Here is a 24,603-nt window from a genome sequence, read left to right as displayed (position 1 = left end):
ATTGAGAGGCTAGGACTTTTGTCCTAGCCTCTTTTTAGTGCTAACTTAAATTTCATACCCCATGAGGAGGCCGCCTTCTTCGGCGTAGAAACTACAAAGTCCAGAAGTAGGAAGGACTTCAATCATTGCATGGGCAAATTTTTCTCGAACCAATGCAGAGAATTGCTCGATAAATTTTTCATTGTTGCGGTGGGCGATGGTGATATGACCGCCTGCATAACCCGCCTTGATCAATTCATCAAAAGCCGCCTTGATCGCTTTCTTTTGGCCCCGAGCTTTTTGAAGCAGCTCAAGAGTACCCGTCTTACTAGCTTCCCCAACCATACGGATATTGAGGAGCCCGACAACAGTCCCGATCAATTTGCTGAGACGCCCATTTTTTACCAGATTATCAACCTTGGCCAAAACAAAGAGCAACTTCGTCTTAGACTGGTAGGTCGTGATCACATCGACTACTTGATCAAAATCAAGGCCTTCAGCGACCAACTGATTGAGCTTGCGAACGATTAGGTCCACCTCGCCCCCAGCTGATAAGCTATTAATGATGTGGATATTGGTATTCGGATGCTCTTCTAGATAAATTTTCTTAGCTACCTCTGCACTATTGTAGCTACCAGAAAGGGTTCCAGTGATGGTGACTACGACAATATTTTCAGCCCCTTCAAAAGACTTCATGTAGTCATCCGGACTCGGACAGGCAGACTTAGAAGCAGTCGTAGTCGCATACATCTCCTCCATCATCTGATCGATATTGAGCTGAGCATCATCTGTATAGATGGTATCCCCCACTTGGATGGTCAATGGGACACTGACAAACTCCGTGTCCGGTGCCAGATTGTCCAAAGAGCGGTAGTCACAGCCTGAATCCGCAATAATTTTCCATTTCATCAGTTCATACCTCATAATTGTATAAAAATGTACATTGACAAGTAGTATGTCTTCTTTTACAATTATATCATGAAGTACAATGCTATCCAAGCAGATATCATCAGGTGAGACAGATAGAAAGTAAATGTTATGGCAGAAAGAAAAATATCCGAGAAATCCTTGGAAAATCTCAAACGATTTAACCAAGAAAACAATGCGATTACACGAGAATCCATCGAAATCTCTCTCCTGCAATTGTTGGAGAAAAAAGATCTGAAAAAGATCACTATCTCTGAGCTGGTTCAGCGTGCGGGTGTCTCTCGAGCAGCCTTTTACCGTAATTATGACTCCAAGGAAGAGATTCTAGAGTCCATCTTTCAATCTAGTATCGCAAAGATTACCAAGTCTTTAGATGGCTACAATCTCAAGACAGACCTTTACCAAGTCTGGGTCTATCTCTTTAAGGAAGTCAAGAAAGAAGCCAAAATCATTAGCCTGGCCATTGATTATAATTTTGAGCGACTCTTGACCAAGGCAGTCTATGATTTTTTAGAAAAACGAAATGGCAGCTCCTCGAATGGCGCTGGCAGCTACCTCAATTCCTTCTGGAGCTCCGCCATCGTCTCTGTCATCTCCAAATGGATCAAGGATGGCATGAAGATCCCCGCCGAGAAGATCGCGACACTTGGTCTGCCCCTCTTTCCACAAAAGAAAAAGTAAACACCACCGAGAGGTGTTTTTAAAGTAAACTGCACATCTCCATAACTAGTTCAAATGAATAGATAAAACTGAGCAGAGATTAAACAAAGGACAAGAACGATGATCGAAGAACGAATCCAAGCTGCTAAGCAGTATGTAAAAACCTTATTTGCTGATCGAGCGGATGGCCATGATGTGGAGCATACCCTCCGCGTTTATACCAATGCTATGAGAATCGTACAAGCAGAAGGTCCATGTGATATGGAGATAGTGGGTTTGTCAGCTCTTCTTCACGATGCTGATGATGATAAATTGTTTCAGACAGATAATAATGCGAATGCTCGCATGTTTCTAGAAGAGATCGGTATTCCTCAAGACCAAATCGACCAGATTTGTCGGGTTATCAATGCTGTTTCTTTCAGCAAAAATCGTGGGAAACATCCAGAAACCTTAGAAGGCAAAATTGTCCAGGATGCAGACCGCCTGGACGCGATAGGAGCTGTAGGAATTGCGCGAACTTTTTCCTATGGTGGCCACAAAGGGAGGTCCCTCACTGATACTGTCCAACATTTCCATGACAAGTTGCTCCTCTTGAAAGATGAAATGAACACGGAGACTGCCAAACAAATGGCAGAAAGTCGCCATCAATTTTTAATCACCTTTCTAAAAGAACTAGAGAAGGAATTGGACTGAGTAAAATATTGAAATGAACTTTTATAAAAGACTCATTTGAAAGGAAGATATGCTAAATAGACTATTGAAAAGCCCTATTTTAAGTTGTTCAATTATATTTGTTATCTGCTCAGTAGCAAGGCTATTCGAATACTTCTATATGAGGACAGATGATACTTTTTTATCGGAGAATTTTCTACACAAACTTTTTGGAATACTTTTATTGTGGGGAATTCTTTCAATTAGCAAATTAAGATGGATAGATATTGGTTTTACACCTAATGGAATAATAAGAGGTATAGGAAATGGCCTGCTCTTTGGTTTGGTGTGCTCCATCTTCGCATATACAGTTGAGTGTATTGTTCTCTTGTTTCTTCATGGCAATGTTCACTTATCGTTTTATGCCAGTGGTTTTTCCTTAACAAACGAAAAAGGATCACAAGCAGGCATCTTGTTTATCATGTTAAGTATCTTATTTAACCTGATAAACGTGTGGATGGAAGAAGGAGTTTTTCGTGGCCTGTTCACCAAAATTCTTGAAGGGATTTCTTACCGTAAGAGTCTATTCTTTATAGCCTTCCTATTTGGAATATGGCACTTGGCAATGCCGTTCAGAGATTATCTTCAAGGAGAATCTTCACTCCTAAATCTTATTACCATGGGGATTGGATATGTTATCCTAGCGGGAATGATGAGCATCAAATGGTCCTTACTTTACAAAATGACAGGTTCCTTGTGGCTAGGACTAGGAGATCATCTTTTCAACAATCTTGCTTCAAATCTGGTTCATGTTGCCTCAAATTCTGAAGTGGATAGTTTGCAGATAGTGAGAATTATTCTTTGGCAGTTGTTGTCATTTGCAATTGTTTTGAGCATTTATAAAAGAAAGTCGAAGACTATAGCGAATCAATGATGAAGCTCTTTTTAAGAATTTTTGAATCCTATTACAGTTTATGAATCAACGATTTAAAAAAATTTTTTATAAGGAACTCTAACAAAAGCCCCCTATCTCAGACAGGGGGCTTTCTTTATTCTTGGATCATGGCTAGGAGATCCTCTCCTGTAGTGGTTGGAAGGATCCGAACTCGTTTGAGGGCGTAGAGGCCATCAGCGGAACTGGCGAGTCCATTTTTAGTGGTGAGGCCTAGTTTGTAGTCAGCTTTCTTGGCTTGATCGATCGTGACCTGGCTGTAGCGACCGGATGGGTAGACGATAACGCTGGTATTTTGATCCAGCACCTTATCCAGCAGGCGTTTAGAAGCGACCAGCTCATTCTTTTGGGTCTCAAGACTGGAATTGGCTAGGTCTGGATGATTAACCGTATGGCTTTCAAAGGTCAAGCCAGATTTTTTCATCTCTTTGATTTGGTCAAAGGTCAGGACATTTTCTTTTTCTTTTTGTGTAAAGTCCGTGATGATATTGTTAGTGGCGGTCATCTTATATTTTTTGAGAAGCGGATAGACGATAGTATAGAAATCTTCGACGCCATCATCAAAGGTTAGCCAGACAAATTTCTTTCCTTTTGGGACTTCATTCTTGGCGAGGATGCGATAGGCTTCCTCAGGTGTCAGGGTGTAGTAACCCGCTTTTTTCAGGGCCTTTAGTTGGCTTTCAAAGGTCTCTGGATCGACAATCAGATTGGCATTGGCAGCTTCGGACTCGGCCATATTGTGCACGGAGTGGTACATGAGGATGGGCAGTTTGACCGGCTTTTTCACCCGAGTCCACTCGATAGAGGAACTGTGTTCATCTAGCGAGCGCGTCACGGCAGTGCCACTGGTATTCCCGTCCCTCGGCTGAGTGATCCGTTTGATCAGAAGAAAGCTACAAATAAAGATACAGACCAGGAGGAGGGCATTGATTCCAAGTAGGGCTTTGATTTTTTTAGGTACTCTTCGTTTACTCATAGTGTCACCGTTTTCATCATTTTCTTTATTGTACCACAAATTCTATGTTCTTTTCCAGAACTTGCTACAGGCAGATCCTGTCATGAAAATTCAGAATTTTTAAGGCAATTGGCTGTCAAACGCTTAAGTTTTTGTTATAATGGAGCTACTATAGAAAATTCAAGGAGTCAATAGGATGTCTGTTAAGATTGCCTTACTAGGATTTGGTACTGTTGCAAGTGGCGTACCATTTTTATTAAAAGAAAACCATGAAAAAATCACCCAGGCAGCTCAAGATGAAATCGAGATCGCTAAGGTCTTGGTTCGAGATGATGCGGAAAAGGAAAAATTGCAAGCGGCGGGTCATGACTACAACTTTGTGACCAATGTCGATGAGATCATTGAAGACAAAGACATTGCCATCGTGGTCGAATTGATGGGTCGTATCGAGCCAGCTAAGACCTTTATCACCCGTGCGCTGGAAGCAGGCAAACACGTGGTCTCTGCTAACAAAGACCTTCTTGCCGTTCATGGAAGCGAGTTGCTAGAGATTGCTAAAAAACACAAAGTGGCCCTTTATTATGAAGCTGCCGTAGCTGGTGGGATCCCAATCCTTCGCACTTTGGTGAATTCTTTGGCCTCAGACAAGGTGACTAAAGTGCTTGGTGTGGTCAATGGAACATCAAACTTCATGATGACCAAAATGGTCGAAGAAGGCTGGACTTATGAGGATGCTTTAGCAGAAGCGCAACGTCTTGGTTACGCTGAAAGTGATCCAACCAACGACGTTGAAGGAATCGATGCTGCCTACAAGATGGTGATCTTGAGTCAATTTGCCTTTGGGATGAATATCCAATTTGACCAAGTAGGTCACAAAGGAATCAGCCAGATCACTCCTCAAGATGTATCGGTTGCTCAAAGCCTTGGATATGTTATCAAGCTTGTCGGCTCCATCGTTGAAACAGAGTCAGGGATCGCAGCAGAAGTAACACCAACCTTCCTTCCAAAACAACATCCACTCGCAGGAGTGAATGATGTCATGAATGCGGTCTATGTGGAATCCATCGGTATTGGTGAGTCTATGTACTATGGACCAGGTGCTGGTCAAAAACCAACTGCGACAAGTGTCGTAGCCGACCTCGTTCGCATTGTCCGTCGACTAAAAGAAGGAACAATCGGTAAAGCCTTCAATGAATACAGTCGCCCTCTTCAATTGGCTAAACCAGAAGACGTGAAGAACAATTATTACTTCTCAATCAAGGCACCAGATGCGACTGGTCAAATCTTGCGTCTTGCGGAGATCTTTAATGCAGAAGGAGCCTCCTTCAAGCAAATCCTCCAAGAAGACTCAGATGGTCACTATGCAAGTGTCGTCATCATTACCCACCAAGTCAACCAGACCCAATTCAAGAACCTGGTTGAAAAATTGGATTCAGAGGCGAATTTCGAACTCTTGAATACCTTTAAAGTCTTGGGAGAATAAGCATGAAAATTATTGTTCCAGCAACCAGTGCCAATGTCGGTCCAGGATTTGATTCTGTAGGGATTGCCGTGACTCGCTATTTGACCATTGAGGTCCTTGAACCAGCAGATGATTGGTTCATTGAGCATGATCTAGGAGCAGGGATTCCGACAGATGAGAAAAACCTCTTGCTTTCAACAGCTCTTTCTATCTCAACTGATATGCAACCCCATCGGATCAAGATGACTAGTGAAGTGCCCTTGGCGCGTGGTCTTGGTTCTTCTAGCTCTGTCATTGTCGCAGGGATTGAATTAGCCAACCAATTAGCCAAGCTCCAGCTATCAGACGCTGAGAAATTACGCATTGCGACCGAGATCGAAGGTCATCCGGATAATGTAGCTCCAGCTATCTTTGGAAATATGGTCATTGCGAGCTACATCGGTGAAGATGTCCAATATGTCACATCTGACTTCCCAAACTGTGACCTTGTGGCCTTTGTACCGAGCTACCAATTGAAGACCAGTGATAGTCGCAATGTCCTCCCGAAAGAATGGTCTTATAAGGAAGCTGTTGCAGCCAGTAGCGTAGCCAATGTTGCTATTGCAGCTCTCCTAAAGGGAGATTTGTTGACGGCTGGTCGCTCCATCGAGTCAGATCATTTCCATGAGCGCTACCGTCAATCCTTGGTCAAAGAGTTCCCTCAGGTCAAAGAAGTAGCACATGCGCATGGGGCTTACGCCACCTATCTGTCAGGAGCAGGCCCAACGATCATGAACCTCTTAGCACCAGAGCATACAGCAGCCTTTGTCGCAGCTCTCGAAGAACTCGGGCTAGATGGTCAGATTTTCCAACTTAAAATCGACACATTTGGCGTTCGTGTTGAGAAATAAACCTCAATGTAACACAAATGAAAGAAGGATGTATACGAATGTATATGTTCTTTTTGCTTCTCCTATGGTAGAATGGGAATTGTATGGGGAAAAGCTCAAGCTTTCCCGAAAGTTTAGGGGAAAACATGAAACCAGAATATTTATATAGTATTGCTACTGATCTAGGTCTACAGTTTGATGGCGAAGCCCGTGTGATGTATGGAGAGCGTGAAGGCTTCTTGTTAGTCATTGAAGGCGCTCAAACCAAGAATGTATTTACCATTTCACTCAGTGTGAAACAAGGTTCCGAAGGAGACTTGATCGAAGATAGTGAAATTCTTTGGAATGAATTAAAAGAACAATCAAAAGCCATTAATGCTATCTCTTCTGATGGTTACTTGACCTCGATCGTTGTCAAAGGTGGAATGACCAAAGGCAAGGCCGTCGAAACCTTATGGACAGCTATCCAAGATATTGTTGATTTCTTGCTCAACCACCAATTTGTGCAAGTGAATGCGGAAACGGGTGAGGAAGGACCAATCGGTCTGTATCAAATTGGAGATGCGATCTTTTTAATCGACGATGCAACCTTTATAGCCTACCAAGCCGAAGTGCAAGATACAGTTGAGGCTTATGAAGCGCGGGAAGAAAACTTCCTTTTAGGGATTGTAGGGGCTGTGATCGGTGTAATCATCGGTGGAGCAGTTGCCCTCTTGGTAGCGCGTCTCGGCTATGTATCTGTTTTAGCAGGGGCTGCCCTCGGTTATTGTACTATCAAAGGTTATGAGATCCTTGGTAAGAAATTGACTAAAAAAGGTGTGGTAGTTTCAGCTATTTTGATGGTCTTGACGGTCTTTTTGGTCAACCAATTAGATTATACTTTGGCGCTCATGAGTAAGCTCGATCTTCCATTTGATTTGTCCTGGACGATTGTCAATGAAGCGACATTTCAAGGGGATGTCCCAGACAAATTTTACTTGAATCTAGGAATGTTAGCTGTCTTCACTCTTGGTGGTGCTTGGATTTCGGTCAAATCAGCTCTGGATGGACAAAAGAATCGTGCCATTGCTCGTAAAATTGCATAGTAAATGATAAAAGGAAGGCCTGAATATTATAGGCCTTCTTTTGTTTTTTAGGGTCGAAAAATAGTTAAAAATTTGGTATAATAGTTTGTATTTTATAGAGAGAGAACAGACAGAAAGATGAATGAAAAAATAAATCAAATTCTTGAAGGGATTGATATCCGTTTTCAAGAACCTTTAAAACATTATACCTTTACAAAGGTAGGTGGGAATGCAGAATTTTTAGCTTTTCCTCGCAACCAATACGAATTAAAACGCATCGTCCAATTTGCCAACCAAGAGCAAATCCCATGGATGGTCCTGGGCAATGCGTCCAATATCATTGTACGTGATGGGGGCATTCCGGGATTTGTCATTATGTTTGATCGCTTGCGTGACATCAGTGTGGATGGTTATGTGATCGAAGCAGAAGCAGGAGCTAAACTCATCGACACCACTCATGTGGCCTTGCACCATAGTTTGAAAGGCTTCGAGTTTGCTAGTGGCATTCCAGGCAGTGTCGGTGGGGCTGTCTTTATGAATGCTGGAGCTTATGGGGGAGAGATTGCTCATGTCCTTGTATCTTGTAAGGTCTTGACCAAGGAAGGGGAAATTGAAACCTTGTCGGCGAAAGAGTTGGCTTTTGGCTACCGTCATTCTAAGATTCAAGAGACAGGGGCTGTCGTCATCTCTGCCAAATTTGCTTTGTCTCCAGGCAATCACGAGCAAATCAAACAGGAGATGGGGCGTTTGACCCATCTACGTCAGTTGAAACAACCCCTTGAATACCCTTCTTGTGGATCTGTCTTTAAGCGTCCTGTCGGTCATTTTGCAGGTCAATTGATCAGTGAAGCAGGTCTAAAAGGCTATCGAATCGGTGGTGTGGAAGTTTCTGAAAAGCATGCTGGCTTTATGGTCAATGTCGATAATGGAACTGCTAAGGATTACGAAGATTTGATCGCCCATGTCATTGAGGCAGTAGAAGCTCACTCAGGCGTCCGTTTAGAACCAGAAGTTCGCATTATTGGCCAAGCCTAAGAGCTTAAGTATTGAAGAACAATTGATAGTGAACCATCGATAGCATCAGTCGGAGAGGGGGTGAGTGCCTATCGATACCGTAAATAGGTGGGGCAGTCTAGTAAGTCCCCGAGAGGTATTGGTGGTCTGACAGGTTTTCCTGTCAGCCGCTGCATTTTCGTTTGAAAAGCAGTTTGGTAATCGTAGTAAAGAAGGAATTTATGTGAATTGAAAAAACCAATTATTGAGTTTAAAAATGTTTCAAAGGTCTTTGAAGATAGCGGGACCGTTGTCCTAAAGGATATCAATTTTGAATTGGAAGAAGGAAAGTTCTATACCCTGCTTGGTGCATCTGGATCAGGAAAATCGACCATCCTTAATATCATTGCCGGTCTTTTGGATGCGACGACTGGAGATGTCTATCTTGATGGAGAACGGATCAATGATGTCCCTACCAACAAACGGGATGTCCACACTGTCTTTCAGTCCTATGCCCTGTTTCCACATATGACGGTCTTTGAAAATGTGGCTTTTCCCCTTCGTTTGAAAAAGGTGGACAAGGCTGAGATCGAACGTCGGGTTTCAGAAGTCTTGAAAATGGTCCAGTTAGCGGGATTTGAAAAACGTTCGATTCAAAAATTATCCGGTGGTCAACGCCAGCGGGTAGCTATTGCCCGGGCTATTATCAATGAACCACGAGTGGTCCTTTTAGATGAGCCCTTGTCTGCACTTGACTTGAAACTGCGGACAGACATGCAGTATGAGTTGCGGGAATTGCAACAACGCTTGGGGATTACCTTTGTCTTTGTTACCCATGACCAAGAAGAAGCCCTTGCCATGAGTGACTGGATCTTTGTCATGAATGAAGGAGAGATCGTCCAATCTGGTACACCAGTAGATATCTATGATGAACCGATCAACCACTTTGTAGCCACCTTTATCGGTGAGTCCAACATTCTAGATGGGCGCATGATCGAGGACTACTTGGTTGAGTTCAATGGCAAACGCTTTGAAGCCGTCGATGGGGGAATGCGTCCAAACGAACCAGTTGAAGTCGTCATTCGTCCTGAAGACTTGCAAATCACCCTTCCTGAAGAAGGCAAGCTCCAAGTGAAGGTGGACACCCAGCTCTTCCGTGGTGTGCATTACGAGATCATCGCCTATGATGATTTGGGTAATGAGTGGATGATTCACTCCACTCGTAAGGCCATCGTGGGAGAAGTCATCGGGCTAGACTTTGAACCAGAAGATATCCACGTTATGCGTCTCAATGAAACCGAAGAAGAATTCGATGCGCGGATCGAAGAGTACGTTGAAGTGGAAGAGCAAGAAGCTGGTTTGATTAATGCCATTGAGGAGGAAAGAGATGAAGAAAACAACCTCTAATCTATTTATCCTCCCCTATTTCTTGTGGATTTTTCTATTTGTCTTGGCTCCTGTAGTCATGATTATCTTTCAATCCTTTTTTAACGTTGAAGGGCAGTTTTCACTTGAAAACTACAAAGAGTTCTTTACTTCGCAAAATCTGACCTATTTAAAGATGAGCTTTAATTCGGTCCTTTATGCCGGAATCGTCACCCTGGTGACACTCTTGATCTCCTACCCGACTGCTTACTTTTTGACGCTGCTCAAACACCGGCAGTTGTGGTTGATGTTGATCGTCTTGCCAACCTGGGTCAATCTCTTGCTCAAGGCCTATGCCTTTATCGGAATTTTTGGGCAAAACGGCTCCATCAATAGCTTTTTAAGCTTTCTCGGAGTCGCTCCCCAGCAGATCCTCTTTACCGATTTCTCCTTTATCTTTGTAGCCAGCTACATCGAGTTGCCTTTCATGATTTTGCCGATCTTTAATGTCTTAGATGACTTAGATCCAAACTTGATTAATGCCAGCTATGATTTGGGAGCCAATCGTTGGGATACCTTCCGTCATGTGGTCTTCCCCTTGTCCATGAATGGAGTCCGCTCAGGTGTGCAGTCTGTCTTTATTCCTAGTCTGAGTCTCTTCATGTTGACACGGATGATCGGTGGAAACCGCGTCATTACCTTAGGGACTGCAATCGAACAGCACTTCCTAACAACACAAAACTGGGGAATGGGTTCCACCATCGGAGTTGTTCTGATCCTTGCCATGCTGTTTACCATGTGGGCAACTAGAGAAAGGAGAGAACGATGAAAAAAGTATCTCATTTCTATCTAGGCTTCGTCTTTCTGATCCTCTATCTTCCCATCTTCTATTTGATTTTTTATGCCTTCAATAAAGAGGGAGATATGAATGCCTTCACAGGCTTCACGCTTGAGCATTTCAACGAGTTGTTCGCAGATAGTCGCTTGATGCTGATCTTATCAGAGACCTTCCTCTTGGCCTTCTTGTCAGCCTTGATTGCGACGGTGATTGGAACCTTTGGAGCCATTTATATCTACCAATCGAAGAAAAAGTTAGAAGGGCCTTTGCTCTCCATTAACAATATTCTCATGGTAGCGCCAGACGTCATGATCGGAGCTAGCTTCTTGATTCTCTTTACGACGGTCAAGTACCAGCTAGGTTTCCTATCTGTTCTGGCTAGCCACGTGGCCTTCTCGATTCCCATTGTGGTCTTGATGGTCTTGCCACGACTCAAGGAAATGAACAGGGATATGGTCAATGCGGCCTATGACTTGGGAGCTACCCAAGTGCAAATGCTTAAAGAGATCATGTTGCCGTATCTGACACCAGCCATTATCGCCGGTTACTTTATGGCCTTTACCTATTCTCTTGATGACTTTGCCGTGACCTTCTTTGTAACCGGAAATGGCTTTACAACCTTGTCTGTAGAGATCTACTCCCGTGCGCGTCAAGGGATTTCCCTCAGTATCAATGCCTTGTCCGCCCTTGTCTTTCTCTTTAGTGTGCTCTTGGTCATCGGTTATTACTTTATCACCCGTGAAAAGGAGGAAGCAGCATGAAAAAACTTTATTCATTCCTAACTGGGATTGTCCTTGTCATTCTGATCCTCTGGGGAATTAGCCACCAGATCGAAGCGAGCATGAATACCAAGAATAGTGACAAGCTGGTCATCTACAACTGGGGAGATTATATCGATCCAGAATTGCTCAAGGAATTCACAAAAGAAACAGGAATTCAGGTGCAATATGATACCTTTGATTCCAACGAAGCTATGTACACTAAGATCAAACAAGGGGGAACTACCTACGATATTGCGATTCCTAGTGAATACATGATTGCCAAGATGATGGATGAGCATCTGGTTGAAAAGTTGGACCAATCCAAGATCAAAGGGATGGAAAATATCGATCCAAAACTCTTGAACCAATCGTTTGATCCGGGCAACCAATATTCAGTACCTTATTTCTGGGGGACCTTGGGGATCGTCTACAATACCAAGATGGTCAAAAATGCTCCGGAACATTGGTCAGATCTCTGGCGTGAAGAGTACAGAAATGACATCATGATGTACGATGGTGCGCGTGAGGTCATGGGAATTGGTCTCAATACCTTGGGCTATAGTCTCAATGAAAAGGATCCAAAGAAATTGCAAGAGGCCGTGGATAAACTCTACACCTTGACGCCAAACATCAAAGCTTTGGTGGCCGATGAGATGAAAGGGTATATGATCCAAAACAATGCGGCTATTGGAGTTACTTTCTCAGGAGAGGCTAGCCAAATGCTTGATGCCAATAAGGATCTTCGCTATGTCGTTCCAACTGAAGCCAGCAACCTTTGGTTTGATAACATTGTCATTCCAAAAACCGTGAAAAATAAAGAAGCAGCATATGCCTTTATTAACTTCATGCTTCGTCCTAAAAATGCTTTAAAAAATGCTCTTTATGTCGGCTACTCAACGCCAAATAAAAAAGCCAAAGCCATGTTGCCAAAAGAAATCCAAGATGACCAATCCTTCTATCCAAGCGATGAAACACTGGACCATTTGGAAGTCTATCAACAATTAGGCAAGAAATTGCTTGGAGTCTATAACAATCTTTACCTCCAGGTCAAGATGTATCGGAAATAACACAAAAGGAACCTTCGGGTTCCTTTCAGAGTATAGACAAAGTCCTTAGAAACTTGGGTTCTAAGGACTTTGTCTTCGATCTGATCAGTAAGACTGTCCTTACTGATTTTTTAGTTGGTTCCAGATGATGCTGTATCTGCGCCACTGTCTGTTGCTGTGGAGCCTTGGTCTTGTGCAGCAGATGAACTGGTTTCTGTAGCAGATGAGCTATCGGTTTCTTTTTGTGAACTTGTTTCTGTATTGCTTGAATTGGTTTGTGTATTGGTGTTAGTATCTGTATTGGTAGCGCTTGAGTCAGAGCCCTTTTCATGAACCACGACGACACTGGTGCTACTAGAGGGTTTATCTTCTGTCTTTTGATTGTCTTTATTGAGCAGACTCATGATGGTAAAGGAAGTGACGATAATCCCTAGGAGACTGGCAATCGTAGCTACAACCGTTTGAAATACGGACAAACCTTGTTTGACTTTCTCACCGCGAGATGGTCTTGAATCAACTTTTTCCTCAGGTTTTTGGTTTTTGTTACTTCTTGAATATTGTGACATGTTCATTCTCTTTCTATCAAAAATTGTTTTTTAACACTTTCCTATTATAAGTCATTTTCTGAAAAATGTCTAAAAAGAACTGAATTTTATAGAGTGATTTTGCTGCATCTCTCTTTATCAAATCCTTGTCCCAAGCGGTCAGAAATGATAAAATAGAAGTTACGTAAAAAGAAAGTGATGGATGCGTAGGACATGATTTATTTTGACAATTCAGCAACGACCAAACCTTATCCAGAAGCCCTTGCGACTTATACAGAAGTAGCGACTCGGATCTGGGGCAACCCTTCTAGTTTGCACAATCTAGGTAGTCAGGCTACTCGTATTTTAGAAGCTTCTCGGAAACAAATTGCGGAGCTAATTGGTAAGAAAGCTGAGGAAATTTACTTCACGTCTGGTGGGACAGAAGGGGACAACTGGATCCTCAAGGGTGTCGCCTTTGAGAAAGCCCCTTATGGCAAGCATATCATTGTCTCTGACATCGAGCATCCTGCCATCAAGGAATCGGCTACTTGGTTAAAGAAGCAGGGATTCGAAGTGGATTACGCTCCTGTGGATGCGCGTGGCTTTGTCAAGGTGGATGCCTTGACTAGTCTTCTCCGTCCGGATACGACCTTAGTCTCTGTCATGGCCGTCAACAATGAGATTGGCTCCATCCAGCCCATCCATGAAATCGCGGCTCTTCTGGAAGATCGCCCAACGGTTAGTTTCCATGTCGATGCGGTTCAAGCCTTGGCAAAGGTAGCTACAGAAGTTTATCTACCAGAGCGCGTGGACTTTGCGACCTTCTCTAGTCACAAATTCCACGGACTTCGCGGAGTCGGCTTTGTCTACATCAAAGAAGGCAAAAAGATCACCCCTCTCTTAACAGGTGGGGGTCAAGAAAAAGAAATGCGCTCGACAACTGAGAACGTGGCAGGTATCGCAGCAACAGCAAAAGCCCTACGCTTAGCCATGGAAAACCAAGAAGCTTTTGCCAGCAAGACCCAGCAGATGAAAGAAGTCATCCGCAAAGAATTGCCTAACTATCCAGATGTTACTATCTTTTCTGGTGAGGATCACTTTGCCCCTCACATCTTGACTTTCGGGATCAAGGGAGTTCGTGGAGAAGTAGTGGTCCATGCCTTTGAAGAGTTTGATATTTACATCTCGACAACCAGTGCCTGCTCGTCTAAAGCTGGTAAGCCAGCTGGAACTTTGATTGCCATGGGAGTGGACAAGAGTATCGCACAGACAGCTGTCCGCTTAAGTCTCGATTTTGAAAATGACATGAGCCAAGTCGAGCAATTCTTGACCAAGTTCAAACTGATTTACGAGCAAACACGAAAAGTACGTTAATTTTAGAAGGAAATCAACATGACCTTAACCTATTCAGAAATTATGATTCGCTATGGAGAGCTTTCTACTAAAGGAAAGAACCGCATGCGTTTCATCAATAAACTTCGCAATAATATCCAAGATGTTTTATCTATCTATCCAGCTGTCAAAGTGACAGCCGACCGCGATCGGGCGCATGCTTATCTGCATGGGACGGATTATGAGCCAGTAGCCGAATCCCTCAAGCAGGTTTTTGGAATCCAAAATTTTTCACCCGTTTACAAGATTGAAAAATCTGTTCCGGCCTTAAAATCGGCAGTGCAAGAGATCATGAAGGAGATTTACAAGGAAGGCTTGACCTTTAAAATCTCAAGTAAACGCAGTGACCATACCTTTGAACTCGATAGTCGCGAGCTCAATCAAACCTTGGGAGGTGCGGTCTTTGAAGCAATCCCAACCATCCAAGCTCAGATGAAAAAACCAGATATCAACTTACAAGTTGAAATTCGAGAAGAAGCAGCCTATATCTCTTATGAAACCATTAAGGGAGCAGGTGGACTTCCTGTTGGTACGTCTGGCAAGGGCATGCTCATGCTTTCTGGCGGGATCGACTCTCCAGTAGCTGGTTACCTAGCTTTGAAGCGTGGAGTGGATATCGAGGCAGTACACTTTGCTAGCCCACCTTATACCAGCCCAGGTGCCTTGAAAAAGGCCCATGATTTAACACGGAAGTTGACCAAGTTTGGGGGCAATATCCAATTTATCGAGGTGCCCTTCACAGAGATCCAAGAGGAAATCAAGGCAAAAGCGCCAGAAGCTTACCTCATGACTTTGACCCGTCGTTTTATGATGCGCATTACAGACCGCATTCGCGAGGTTCGCGGTGGTTTGGTGATTATCAATGGTGAAAGCTTGGGACAAGTGGCTAGCCAAACCTTAGAGAGTATGCAGGCCATCAATGCCGTGACCAATACGCCGGTTATCCGTCCGGTAGTGACCATGGACAAATTGGAAATCATCGATATTGCCCAAGAGATTGATACCTTTGAAATCTCTATTCAGCCATTCGAAGATTGTTGTACCATCTTTGCGCCAGACCGTCCAAAGACGAATCCGAAACTCAAAAATGCGGAGCAGTATGAGCAACGTATGGATGTGGAAGCTTTGGTTGAGCGTGCGGTAGCAGGCATTATCGTAACAGAGATCACACCAAAAGCAGAAAAAGATGAGGTCGATGACCTGATTGAGGATTTGCTATAAAAATTGTTGTACTAAATGAATAAACTACACCCTAAAAGTTGAGATGAAACATCTAGCTTTTGGGGTGTTTTCTATTTGAATGAGCCAGTGAGAAGACAGTTTTGTTTTCTCATATGAACCATGAAAGACAGAATAGAAAAGGTAATGGAGATCATCCTCATAGGACTGTTCTCTATCGAAACAAAGAAAAGGATCTAGACCGCAACAAAAGAACTAGATCCTTTAAAATATTGAGGATAAAATAGTTTTAACAATGGATCTGAGCTTAGCTTCTAGCTTGAATAGTGGCTTGAGCGACAGCTAGTCTAGCTGCAGGAATGCGATAAGGAGAGCAGGAAACATAGGTAACTTGAATCTTCTGGAAGAAGGAAATAGAAGAGGGATCTCCACCAACTTCACCACAAATTCCAATAGGGATGTTTGGTTTTACCTGACGTGCTTTGCGGATAGCTATTTTCATTAATTCGCCAACTCCTTCTTTATCAACCATTTGGAAAGGGTCAAAAGGCAGAATTTCAAGCTCTTTATATTGGCCAATAAATTTTCCAATATCATCTCGAGAGAAACCATAAGTCATTTGGGTCAAGTCATTGGTTCCAAAACTGAAGAAATCAGCTTCTTCAGCAAGTTTGTCAGCTGTTAGGCAAGCTCGTGGAAGTTCAATCATTGTACCAATTTCATAAGGGAACGGTTCTTGATCATACTGCTTGAAGAGTTGGTCAATATGCTGAACCAAATAGTTTTTGATGAACTCTAATTCTTTCTGATCTGCAATTAGAGGAACCATGATTTCAGGTTTGATCTCTTGACCTTGCTGATGTAGCTTGATAGCACTCCTAAAAATGGCTTCTGTTTGCATCTTGTAAATTTCAGGTTTTGTAATGCCAAGACGGCAACCACGGTGTCCCAACATAGGGTTATTTTCTTGCAAACTTTCGATACGATCGACCAATTTTTCAGGAGATTTTTTAAGTTTTGTTGCTAAAATTTCAATCTCTTGAAAATCCTTAGGTAGGAATTCATGCATCGGTGGATCCAATAGGCGGACAATCATCGGTTTATCTTGGACCGCTTGGAACATTTGATAGAAGTCTTTTTCTTGGAACTCTAATAGCCTATTTAAGGCTTCTCGTGTTTCTTCTTCTGTATCTGCTAAAATGAGACGTCGCATTTCGAGGATTCGTTCTTGTCCAAAGAACATATGTTCCGTTCGGGCAAGTCCAACACCTTGGGCACCAAATTTCATGGCAGTTTGCAAATCTTTGATGGTCTCTGCATTCGCTCGAACTTGGAGGATTGCTACTTCATCAGCCCAAGAAAGTAAACGCTGAAGATCTTGGTTATGTTCGACTAGGGTAGTTGGAATTTCTCCACTATAAATACGGCCGGAATAGCCATCGACCGAAATAATATCTCCTTCAGTAAGGACAAGAGGACCACAGGAAAGGATTTTGTTCTCTTCGCTGATATTTAACTCTCCACAACCAGCAACACAGCAGGTTCCCATTCCCCGAGCAACAACAGCAGCGTGAGAAGTCATTCCCCCTTGACTAGTGACAATGGCTTGGCTGACAATCATTCCTTCAATATCTTCTGGTGATGTCTCCTGTCTAACAAGGATTACTTTTTTACCCTCCTGATGGGCTTCTTTTGCTCGGTCAGCAGTAAATACGATTTCGCCAGTAGCAGCACCTGGACTTGCTGGTAGGCCTTGAACTATGAAAGGAGCCTTTGCTAGAGCGGATTCTTGGAAAACTGGATGAATCAGTTGACTAATAGAAGCAGGAGAGATTCTCAGGAGAGCTTCTTCCTTATTAATAAGACCTTGGTCTACCATATCTAGAGCAATTTTTAAAGCAGCCTTTGCTGTGCGTTTCCCATTACGGGTTTGTAGAATATAGAGTTTGCCTTTCTCAATAGTAAATTCAATGTCTTGCATATCCTTATAGTGGTTTTCAAGGATGGTAGCATAGTCTCTAAAAGATTTATAGACTTCTGGTTGTGAAATTTTTAATGAGGCGATGGGCTCTGGAGTACGAATACCAGCTACGACGTCTTCCCCTTGAGCATTAAGTAAAAATTCACCAAAAAGTTCTGGTTCCCCATTAGCGGGGTTCCTAGTGAAGCAAACACCTGTTCCACTGGTCTGATCACTATTCCCAAAAACCATAGATTGAACATTTACGGCTGTTCCTAAATCATGAGGGATCTGATGTAATTCGCGGTAAATCCTTGCTCGATGATTATTCCAGGATTTGAAAACTGCTTGAATCGCACCATAGAGTTGTTGATTTGGTTCTTCAGGAAACTGGTAGCCGTGTTTGGAATAAAGATCCTTGTATTGATTGATCAATTCCTGATGTTCGTACAAGTCTAAATTACGGACTGTTTTTGCTTGCATTTGTTCAAATTGGGCGAGACAATCATCAAAAAGTCCTTTATCAATGCCATAGACAACATCCGCGAACATCTGGAGTAGACGACGGTAGCAGTTGTAGGCAAAATCTAGATTGGTCTGTTTGGCTAGTAATTGAGTACGTTGGTCGTTGAGGCCAAGATTTAGGATGGTATCCATCATTCCAGGCATGGAAAATTTGGCTCCGCTTCGGACAGAGACCAAGAGTAAGTTAGGATTTTCTCCGCTGAAGGTTTTTTCTGTTTTTTTCTCCAAATGAGTAACCGCTTTCAAAATATCTTCTTTTAAAGTGGAATCGAAGAAGTCAGGGTTATCTAAATAATTGATACAACTTTGGGTGGTAATGGTAAATCCAGGTGGGACTGGTAGTCCCAAACGGCTCATCTCTGCCAAATTAGCCCCTTTTCCTCCTAGGAGATCCTTATCATTTGCACTTCCTTCTTCAAAGGAATAAATCCATTTTGTCATATTAGCCTCCAAAATTTATAAAATATGTATCACATTTATGACAAAACTATTGTAATATACATCACATATCCTTGTCAAACAATAAATACATTTTTTTATTTGACAATTTCGATCAATGTGCTATAATTTACAATAAAAATGATGATTATTTAATAGAGTTTGAAGTATATGTTCTACATTTTTTATTTCACTACTTTTTAATATCGTTATTTTTAAAACTAAGGAAAGGTTACGACTCATTGAAATTAAGTGAACGTCAAAAAAAAATAGTCGAAATTGTTAAAATCCAACAGCCAGTAAGTGGAGAGCGAATATCTGAATTATTGGATATTTCAAGAGCAACTCTTCGGTCAGATCTTTCTTTTTTGACCTTGGTTGGTATTTTAAAAGCAACTCCAAAAATTGGTTATACTTACTCAGGATCTGATTTAGAAACCTTGTTCTTTTTTGATACCTTTCAAAAAGATGTAGCTGATATCATGACATCACCTGTTCTTGTCACTCATGATTCTTATATTCAGGATGCGATTATCACATTATTTATGTACGATGCAGATGTTCTTTATGTAATTGATGAAGATAAACTACTACTTGGAATTATGTCACGCAAAGATTTGTTACGTGCATCACTAAATTCAAATATTGATAGCACCCCAGTAGCCGTCTGTATGACAAGAATGCCACATATTATTACTTGTAACAAGGAAATGAATATTTTAGAAGCTGCCGCACTACTTCAAGATCACTCCATTGATTCATTGCCTGTAGTAGAGGAGACAAACGACCGAAAAATCGTAGGAAGTGTGACTAAATCAGCCCTGCTAGATTATATTATACAGCATGCTAGAAGTGCAGAAATGAAAAGAGAAGAGGGATAAATATGAAAAAAGAAATCATCGTTTATAGTATTTCGGATTCTTTGGGGGGGACCTCCCAGAAATTATTATCAGCTGTTAGCGCGCAGTATCCTGATATTATTTTTAATAATAGTTATCGCTTCCCTTTCATCAATCAAGAAGAGGAGTTGTTGGATATTTTATGTGATGCCATGAAGGATGATGCTCTTGTAATCAGTACCTTAGTGAATAGTCAGTTGTCAGCGGTAGCCAGGGAATTTAGCCAAAAACAGGGCCTGTCTTATCTAGATCTGATGCATCCATTTTTTGAAATCATTCAAGAAAAAACAGGGACTAGACCAATCGAAGTCCCAGGAACATTGCATCGTTTGGATAGCGATTATTTTAAGAAGATTTCAGCGATCGAGTTTGCTGTCAAATATGATGATGGTAAGGCACCGCAGGGGTTTTTAGACGCAGATTTGGTTTTGCTTGGTGTTTCCCGTACTTCTAAAACTCCCCTCAGTATTTTTCTAGCCAACAAGGGCTATAAAGTTGCAAATTTGCCCCTGATTCCAGAAGTTCCTTTACCTCAGGTATTAGAGAAGGTCGATTCACGTCGATTGATTGGTCTGGTCTGTGATCCTGAAAAACTAATGAAAATTAGAAGTCATCGGTTAGGATCTTTAGGGCTTGTTCAGGAAACGAATTACACAGATTTAGAAAAGATATATCAGGAATTAGATTATTCAAAGATAATCTTTAAAAAATTAGGGGCCCAAGTGATCAATATGACGGACAAATCCATTGAGGAAACAGCCTTCTTAATCGAGGAGCAATTGAAGAAGATGAATTAAGTTTCGGATGTGATTGCACTGTACAAAATAGGGTATCTTGGAGAGATAAGATGGAGCAATATAAGCGTATTTTACTAGAAAAATTTGATACTCGACAAAAGGTTATTACTGAGCTCACGAATCTTGAGGCAATTTTAAACCTTCCTAAAGGGACAGAGCTCTACATTAGTGATATTCATGGAGAATCTGCGGCTTTTGATTATATTTTGAGGAGTTGTGCAGGAATTTTAAATGAGAAAATTAATGACTGTTTTGAAGATTCCTTAATACAAGAGAAAAAGGATCTACTGTCTGCCTTGGTGTCTTATCCAGAGCTGATTTTAGAGCGAACGAATAAAAGTAAAGAGTGGTATAAGTCTACGATTCCGCAACTCTTGATCTTATTGAATTTTGTAGCTGCTAAATATAGTCGTTCCAAGCTCAGAAAAGCCCTACCACAAGAATATGCATACATTATAGAAGAACTGATCTATAGCGATATCTCTCTAGCAGAAAAAAAGTCTTATTTTCACAACATCTTGGGCTATGTCATTGAATTACGAGAAGCAGATCCTTTTATTTTAGGGATTGCTAGAAGTATTCGTCGCTTATTGATTGATCACCTTCATGTGGTAGGAGATATCTTTGATAGAGGGGCGGGAAGTCCTCAAGTGATGGATGAACTCCTTCGTTTCCATTCTTTAGATATTCAGTGGGGAAACCATGATATTATTTGGATTGGAGCTTTCTTTGGTTCCAAAGCTTGTTTATTAAATCTATTACGTATTGCAGCTCGTTATGGATACTTATGGGATATCGAAAAGGCTTATGGCTTGAATATTCGTTCTCTAACCTTGTTTGCTGATAAAACCTACAAAGAAAATGCTAAGTTTAGACCTATTTTAGGAAATAGAGAGAAAGAGTTTACAGCTGAGGAAATATTGCAATTAGAAAAGGTGCATCAGGCACTAGCGATTATCCAGTTTAAGTTGGAAACTCAATTGATGAAGAGACGTCCAGAGTTTCAGATGGAGAATCAGATCTTGCTAGATAAAATTGACTATTGGAAGGAGTCACTTACTATTGATGGGGTGACCTATTCCTTGCAAAACACCTGTTTTCAAACGATTGATTCATCAAACCCATCTGAATTAAATTTAGAGGAAAGTCAAGTCGTAGACTGTATGTTGGCCTCCTATCAAGGTTCACCAAAATTAGCTAAGCATATCGAACTGCTAATGAAAAAGGGTTCCATGTATAAAGTTTACAATCAACATTTGCTTTTTCATGGCTGTATTCCCTTAAAGGCATCTGGTGAGTTTCAGCCTTTTGTTCTTCATCAAGCCCAGTACGCAGGTAGAGAATTATTGGATTTCTTTGAATACCATATACGTCTAGCATCAAAAAACAAAGAAATTGGGGATGATTTTTCAACTGATTTAATTTGGTATTGCTGGAGAGGAAAGTCTTCCCCATTATTTGGAAAAGATAAGATGACAACTTTTGAACGTTATTTCATTGAGGATACAAATACTCATAAGGAACAGGAAAATGAGTATTTCACTTATCGAAATTCTAAAAAAATTTGCCAGTTTATCTTAGAGGAATTTGGTCTCACTTCACAAGAATCCCGTATTGTGAATGGACATACACCGGTTAAGACTGGAAAAGGAGAATCGCCCATTCGTGGTGAAGGACTGCTCTTTGTAATTGATGGAGGGTTGTGTGAGGCCTATCAAAAGAAGACTGGTACTGCTGGCTATTCTTTACTCAATAATTCCTATGGTTTTCAACTGGTAACCCATCAGCCCTTCCAAAATGTTCAAAAGATAGTCGAATCACCTTTTGAGCAGACCTCTTTGAAGAAAGTCATTGAGGATGTAGAGGAAAGAAAACGGATCAAATCGACAACAATCGGTCAGATTTTGCTAGAACAACAACAAGAATTAATCAAATTGCTACATGAATTTTATGACTGTTGAAGTCATTTGTCCAAGAAAATAAAAGAAAGATGACTGAAGAATACTAAGCAGGCAGTTTCTCCTCAAAAGTTCATGGGAAGGAGTATATAAGATCTATTTTTATCTTAAAATTGACTTTTTAGATAAAAATCCGTTTTCAAGGGGCAAAAAAGCTTGTCTTTGTCTGATAGAAGTGATATACTTAGAGAGTTGACTATGCACATGCCTGTGCAACCGCTCGAACATCGTCGCTCATTTCCATGAGAGTAAGTGGTTCGTCCCACGATGCTAGGCGAGTCTTCACAAAAATACGGGGAAACCCAAAAATACATAGGAGGTGCATAATGAGCACATACGCAATCATTAAAACTGGCGGAAAACAAGTTAAAGTTGAAGTTGGTCAAGCAGTCTACGTTGAAAAATTGAACGTTGAAGCTGGTCAAGAAGTTACATTTAACGAAGTTGTTCTTGTTGGTGGTGAAAACACTGTTGTCGGAACTCCACTTGTTTCAGGAGCTACTGTTGTTGGAACTGTTGAAAAACAAGGAAAACAAAAGAAAGTTGTTACTTACAAGTACAAACCTAAAAAAGGTAGCCACCGTAAACAAGGTCACCGTCAACCTTACACTAAAGTTGTCATCAACGCAATCAACGCTTAATTTTTAGGAGAACACATGATACAAGCAGTCTTTGAACGAGCCGAAGATGGCGAGCTGAGGGGTGCAGAAATCACTGGGCACGCTGGAAGCGGTGAATACGGCTTTGATGTCGTGTGTGCATCGGTTTCGACTCTAGCCATTAACTTTGTCAACTCTGTTGAGAAATTTGCAGGCTACGAACCGGATCTAGAATTAAACGAAGAAGAAGGTGGCTTCCTTCGGGTGACGATCCCGACGGATATTCCACCTCATCAAAGAGAAATGACCCAACTATTCTTTGAATCATTTTTCTTAGGGATGGCAAACTTATCGGAGAACTCATCAGAGTTCGTCCAAACAAGAGTTATCACAGAAAACTAACATGGAGGAAAACAATTATGTTGAAATTGAATCTTGCTAACTTGCAACTTTTCGCCCACAAAAAAGGTGGAGGTTCTACATCAAACGGACGTGATTCACAAGCAAAACGTCTTGGAGCTAAAGCAGCTGATGGACAAACTGTAACAGGTGGATCTATCCTTTACCGTCAACGCGGTACTCACATCTACCCAGGTGTGAACGTTGGACGTGGTGGAGACGATACTTTGTTCGCAAAAGTTGAAGGCGTAGTACGCTTCGAACGTAAAGGTCGCGATAAAAAACAAGTTTCTGTTTACCCAATCGCAAAATAAAAAGGTTTCCTAGACCTTTTTGTCCCAAGCCTTGAAATAGTAAGGTAGGGAGCTAGTAATAGCAAAAAATAAAGCTTTTCGATTTGTCGGAAGGCTTTTTTCTTTTATCTATTATAAAATTATCATGTTTGCTCTTGTTAATATAATGTTTGAATTTGTGTTTTTTTGAAAAAGTAGTATAATAGAGACAAATATAGTAGGAATGGAAGTAGTAGCATGAAAGATAGCAGACATGTTGAAATTCTTCAGGAACTGGATAGAAAAAGTGTGGTATCGGTCAAAGAACTAAAAGAACTCTTTGGGGTGACAGACATGACCATTCGTCGCGATCTGATCGATCTTGAAAAACAAGGCCTTTTAGTTCGCGTGCATGGTGGGGCCCACAAAAAGGTAAAAGATAGCTTGTTAGAGGCTTCTCACAGTGAAAAAAATCTGATCAATATTGAAGAGAAACGAACGATTGCCAAAAAATGTGCAGAGTTAATCGAAAATGGGGATACAGTCTTTATTGGGTCTGGCACGACAACGGACTTTATTGGTGATTATCTAGAAGGCAAGGATGTCAGTATTGTAACCAATTCTTTACCTATTTTTGAGAAATTAAAGGATTTTCCAAATTACGATTTGATTCTAGTTGGTGGTCGCTATCGGATGAAAACTCAAACTTTTGTCGGCCAATTTGCCAATAAACTCTTAAAAGAAATTAAGGTTTCTAAAGCCTTTATCGGGGTGAATGGAATCGATGGTCATAGTGTTTCCACAGCCAATGAAGAAGAAGGAAATGGCAATGCTATTATTCTTAATAATGCGATAGAGAAATATGTGGTAGCTGATAACAGCAAGTTTGATAGTTATTCCTTCTACAGTTTTTATCGTGTGGAAGATCTAAATGCCATTATTACCGATGATAGTATTCCAAAGAAAATCAAAGACAAATATGGCTTGTATACGAAAATCATTTAAGATCAAGAGAGTGGGACAGAAATCGGTAATTCGTTAGAATTCGATTTCGTCGTCCCACCTCCGCACAGTTGAGTAGGGCTGTAAAAGCTGATGAAATCAGCGTAGTAGAGCCCACTCAACCACTGCGTCTT

Annotated in this window: 24 protein-coding genes and 1 other annotated feature; of the genes, 20 read left to right on the top strand and 4 right to left on the bottom strand. The window is 41.5% G+C overall.

Annotation, left to right across the window (positions count from 1 at the left end):
- Positions 1 to 45: 45 nt before the first annotated feature.
- Positions 46 to 888: a DegV family protein gene (locus tag PCY07_RS02280; RefSeq protein ID WP_301355974.1), complete on the bottom strand. Its 843-nt coding sequence runs from the start codon at positions 886 to 888 to the stop codon at positions 46 to 48.
- A 129-nt stretch (positions 889 to 1,017) separates the two neighbouring features.
- On the opposite strand from PCY07_RS02280, the gene PCY07_RS02275 reads away from it, so the two are divergent.
- The 3 genes from PCY07_RS02275 (at position 1,018) to PCY07_RS02265 (ending at position 3,151) form a co-directional block, all read left to right on the top strand.
- Positions 1,018 to 1,587: a TetR/AcrR family transcriptional regulator gene (locus tag PCY07_RS02275; protein ID WP_013903748.1), complete on the top strand. Its 570-nt coding sequence runs from the start codon at positions 1,018 to 1,020 to the stop codon at positions 1,585 to 1,587.
- A gap of 99 nt (positions 1,588 to 1,686) precedes the next feature.
- On the top strand, positions 1,687 to 2,259 hold the full coding sequence (locus PCY07_RS02270) for an HD domain-containing protein (protein WP_301355972.1): 573 nt from the start codon (positions 1,687 to 1,689) through the stop codon (positions 2,257 to 2,259).
- Positions 2,260 to 2,308: 49 nt separating this feature from the next.
- Positions 2,309 to 3,151, top strand: coding sequence for a CPBP family intramembrane glutamic endopeptidase (locus PCY07_RS02265; protein WP_301355970.1), 843 nt, complete (start codon positions 2,309 to 2,311; stop codon positions 3,149 to 3,151).
- Between the two features lie 115 nt (positions 3,152 to 3,266).
- Here the strand turns inward: PCY07_RS02265 and PCY07_RS02260 are convergent, their stop codons facing one another.
- Entirely contained in the window at positions 3,267 to 4,145 is an 879-nt protein-coding gene (locus PCY07_RS02260; protein WP_301355968.1) for a polysaccharide deacetylase family protein, read from the bottom strand.
- 175 nt (positions 4,146 to 4,320) lie between these two features.
- Between PCY07_RS02260 and PCY07_RS02255 the strand changes: the two genes are divergently transcribed.
- From PCY07_RS02255 to PCY07_RS02220, 8 genes are all read left to right on the top strand, one after another.
- On the top strand, positions 4,321 to 5,607 hold the full coding sequence (locus tag PCY07_RS02255) for a homoserine dehydrogenase (RefSeq protein WP_301556724.1): 1,287 nt from the start codon (positions 4,321 to 4,323) through the stop codon (positions 5,605 to 5,607).
- A 2-nt stretch (positions 5,608 to 5,609) separates the two neighbouring features.
- Positions 5,610 to 6,476, top strand: a complete 867-nt coding sequence (gene thrB, locus PCY07_RS02250) for a homoserine kinase (RefSeq protein ID WP_301356641.1) — start codon at positions 5,610 to 5,612, stop codon at positions 6,474 to 6,476.
- Between the two features lie 83 nt (positions 6,477 to 6,559).
- Positions 6,560 to 7,540, top strand: a complete 981-nt coding sequence (locus PCY07_RS02245) for a hypothetical protein (RefSeq protein WP_367316953.1) — start codon at positions 6,560 to 6,562, stop codon at positions 7,538 to 7,540.
- 117 nt (positions 7,541 to 7,657) lie between these two features.
- Positions 7,658 to 8,554 carry a UDP-N-acetylmuramate dehydrogenase gene (gene murB, locus PCY07_RS02240; protein ID WP_301356638.1) on the top strand — a complete coding sequence of 299 codons (897 nt, stop codon included), beginning with the start codon at positions 7,658 to 7,660 and terminating at the stop codon, positions 8,552 to 8,554.
- 207 nt (positions 8,555 to 8,761) lie between these two features.
- Positions 8,762 to 9,919 (top strand): ABC transporter ATP-binding protein, encoded by a 1,158-nt coding sequence (locus PCY07_RS02235; protein ID WP_003002881.1) that lies wholly within the window; start codon positions 8,762 to 8,764, stop codon positions 9,917 to 9,919.
- Positions 9,900 to 10,706, top strand: coding sequence for an ABC transporter permease (locus tag PCY07_RS02230; protein ID WP_003011144.1), 807 nt, complete (start codon positions 9,900 to 9,902; stop codon positions 10,704 to 10,706). Before PCY07_RS02235 ends, PCY07_RS02230 begins: the two co-directional genes overlap by 20 nt.
- Positions 10,703 to 11,476 (top strand): ABC transporter permease, encoded by a 774-nt coding sequence (locus PCY07_RS02225; RefSeq protein WP_049503631.1) that lies wholly within the window; start codon positions 10,703 to 10,705, stop codon positions 11,474 to 11,476. Before PCY07_RS02230 ends, PCY07_RS02225 begins: the two co-directional genes overlap by 4 nt.
- Positions 11,473 to 12,543 carry a PotD/PotF family extracellular solute-binding protein gene (locus PCY07_RS02220; RefSeq protein ID WP_301356636.1) on the top strand — a complete coding sequence of 357 codons (1,071 nt, stop codon included), beginning with the start codon at positions 11,473 to 11,475 and terminating at the stop codon, positions 12,541 to 12,543. The genes PCY07_RS02225 and PCY07_RS02220 overlap by 4 nt, the downstream gene beginning before the upstream one ends.
- 110 nt (positions 12,544 to 12,653) lie before the next feature.
- Here the strand turns inward: PCY07_RS02220 and PCY07_RS02215 are convergent, their stop codons facing one another.
- Positions 12,654 to 13,088, bottom strand: a complete 435-nt coding sequence (locus PCY07_RS02215) for a DUF6556 family protein (protein WP_049503628.1) — start codon at positions 13,086 to 13,088, stop codon at positions 12,654 to 12,656.
- 192 nt (positions 13,089 to 13,280) lie between these two features.
- Here PCY07_RS02215 and PCY07_RS02210 point away from each other — a divergent pair, with 192 nt between their 5' ends.
- Together PCY07_RS02210 and thiI are read left to right on the top strand one after the other, a co-directional pair.
- On the top strand, positions 13,281 to 14,423 hold the full coding sequence (locus tag PCY07_RS02210) for a cysteine desulfurase family protein (protein ID WP_301356634.1): 1,143 nt from the start codon (positions 13,281 to 13,283) through the stop codon (positions 14,421 to 14,423).
- A gap of 18 nt (positions 14,424 to 14,441) precedes the next feature.
- The gene (gene thiI, locus PCY07_RS02205) at positions 14,442 to 15,662 is read left to right on the top strand and encodes a tRNA uracil 4-sulfurtransferase ThiI (protein WP_301356633.1); all 1,221 of its coding nucleotides are present in this window, start codon (positions 14,442 to 14,444) and stop codon (positions 15,660 to 15,662) included.
- 265 nt (positions 15,663 to 15,927) lie between these two features.
- Here the strand turns inward: thiI and ppdK are convergent, their stop codons facing one another.
- The gene (gene ppdK, locus PCY07_RS02200; protein WP_301356632.1) at positions 15,928 to 18,546 is read right to left on the bottom strand and encodes a pyruvate, phosphate dikinase; all 2,619 of its coding nucleotides are present in this window, start codon (positions 18,544 to 18,546) and stop codon (positions 15,928 to 15,930) included.
- Between the two features lie 239 nt (positions 18,547 to 18,785).
- Here ppdK and PCY07_RS02195 point away from each other — a divergent pair, with 239 nt between their 5' ends.
- From PCY07_RS02195 to PCY07_RS02165, 7 genes are all read left to right on the top strand, one after another.
- Entirely contained in the window at positions 18,786 to 19,424 is a 639-nt protein-coding gene (locus tag PCY07_RS02195; RefSeq protein WP_195227194.1) for a CBS domain-containing protein, read from the top strand.
- A gap of 2 nt (positions 19,425 to 19,426) precedes the next feature.
- Entirely contained in the window at positions 19,427 to 20,239 is an 813-nt protein-coding gene (locus PCY07_RS02190) for a pyruvate, water dikinase regulatory protein (protein ID WP_195227195.1), read from the top strand.
- A gap of 50 nt (positions 20,240 to 20,289) precedes the next feature.
- Positions 20,290 to 22,200: a fructose-1,6-bisphosphatase gene (locus tag PCY07_RS02185; RefSeq protein WP_195227196.1), complete on the top strand. Its 1,911-nt coding sequence runs from the start codon at positions 20,290 to 20,292 to the stop codon at positions 22,198 to 22,200.
- Between the two features lie 201 nt (positions 22,201 to 22,401).
- Positions 22,402 to 22,489: a sequence feature (ribosomal protein L21 leader region), on the top strand.
- A gap of 34 nt (positions 22,490 to 22,523) precedes the next feature.
- Positions 22,524 to 22,838, top strand: coding sequence for a 50S ribosomal protein L21 (rplU, locus tag PCY07_RS02180; RefSeq protein WP_003007734.1), 315 nt, complete (start codon positions 22,524 to 22,526; stop codon positions 22,836 to 22,838).
- Positions 22,839 to 22,853: 15 nt separating this feature from the next.
- Positions 22,854 to 23,198 carry a ribosomal-processing cysteine protease Prp gene (locus tag PCY07_RS02175; RefSeq protein WP_003016521.1) on the top strand — a complete coding sequence of 115 codons (345 nt, stop codon included), beginning with the start codon at positions 22,854 to 22,856 and terminating at the stop codon, positions 23,196 to 23,198.
- A 17-nt stretch (positions 23,199 to 23,215) separates the two neighbouring features.
- Entirely contained in the window at positions 23,216 to 23,509 is a 294-nt protein-coding gene (gene rpmA, locus PCY07_RS02170; RefSeq protein WP_003002805.1) for a 50S ribosomal protein L27, read from the top strand.
- A gap of 216 nt (positions 23,510 to 23,725) precedes the next feature.
- Entirely contained in the window at positions 23,726 to 24,472 is a 747-nt protein-coding gene (locus PCY07_RS02165; RefSeq protein ID WP_013903733.1) for a DeoR/GlpR family DNA-binding transcription regulator, read from the top strand.
- Positions 24,473 to 24,603: the final 131 nt, after the last annotated feature.

The organism is Streptococcus sp. SP1 (assembly GCF_030440005.1).
Taxonomy (GTDB): domain Bacteria; phylum Bacillota; class Bacilli; order Lactobacillales; family Streptococcaceae; genus Streptococcus; species Streptococcus parasanguinis.
The sequence above is the reverse complement of the archived record's forward strand: the minus strand, read 5'-3'. Positions and strand labels throughout refer to the sequence as shown.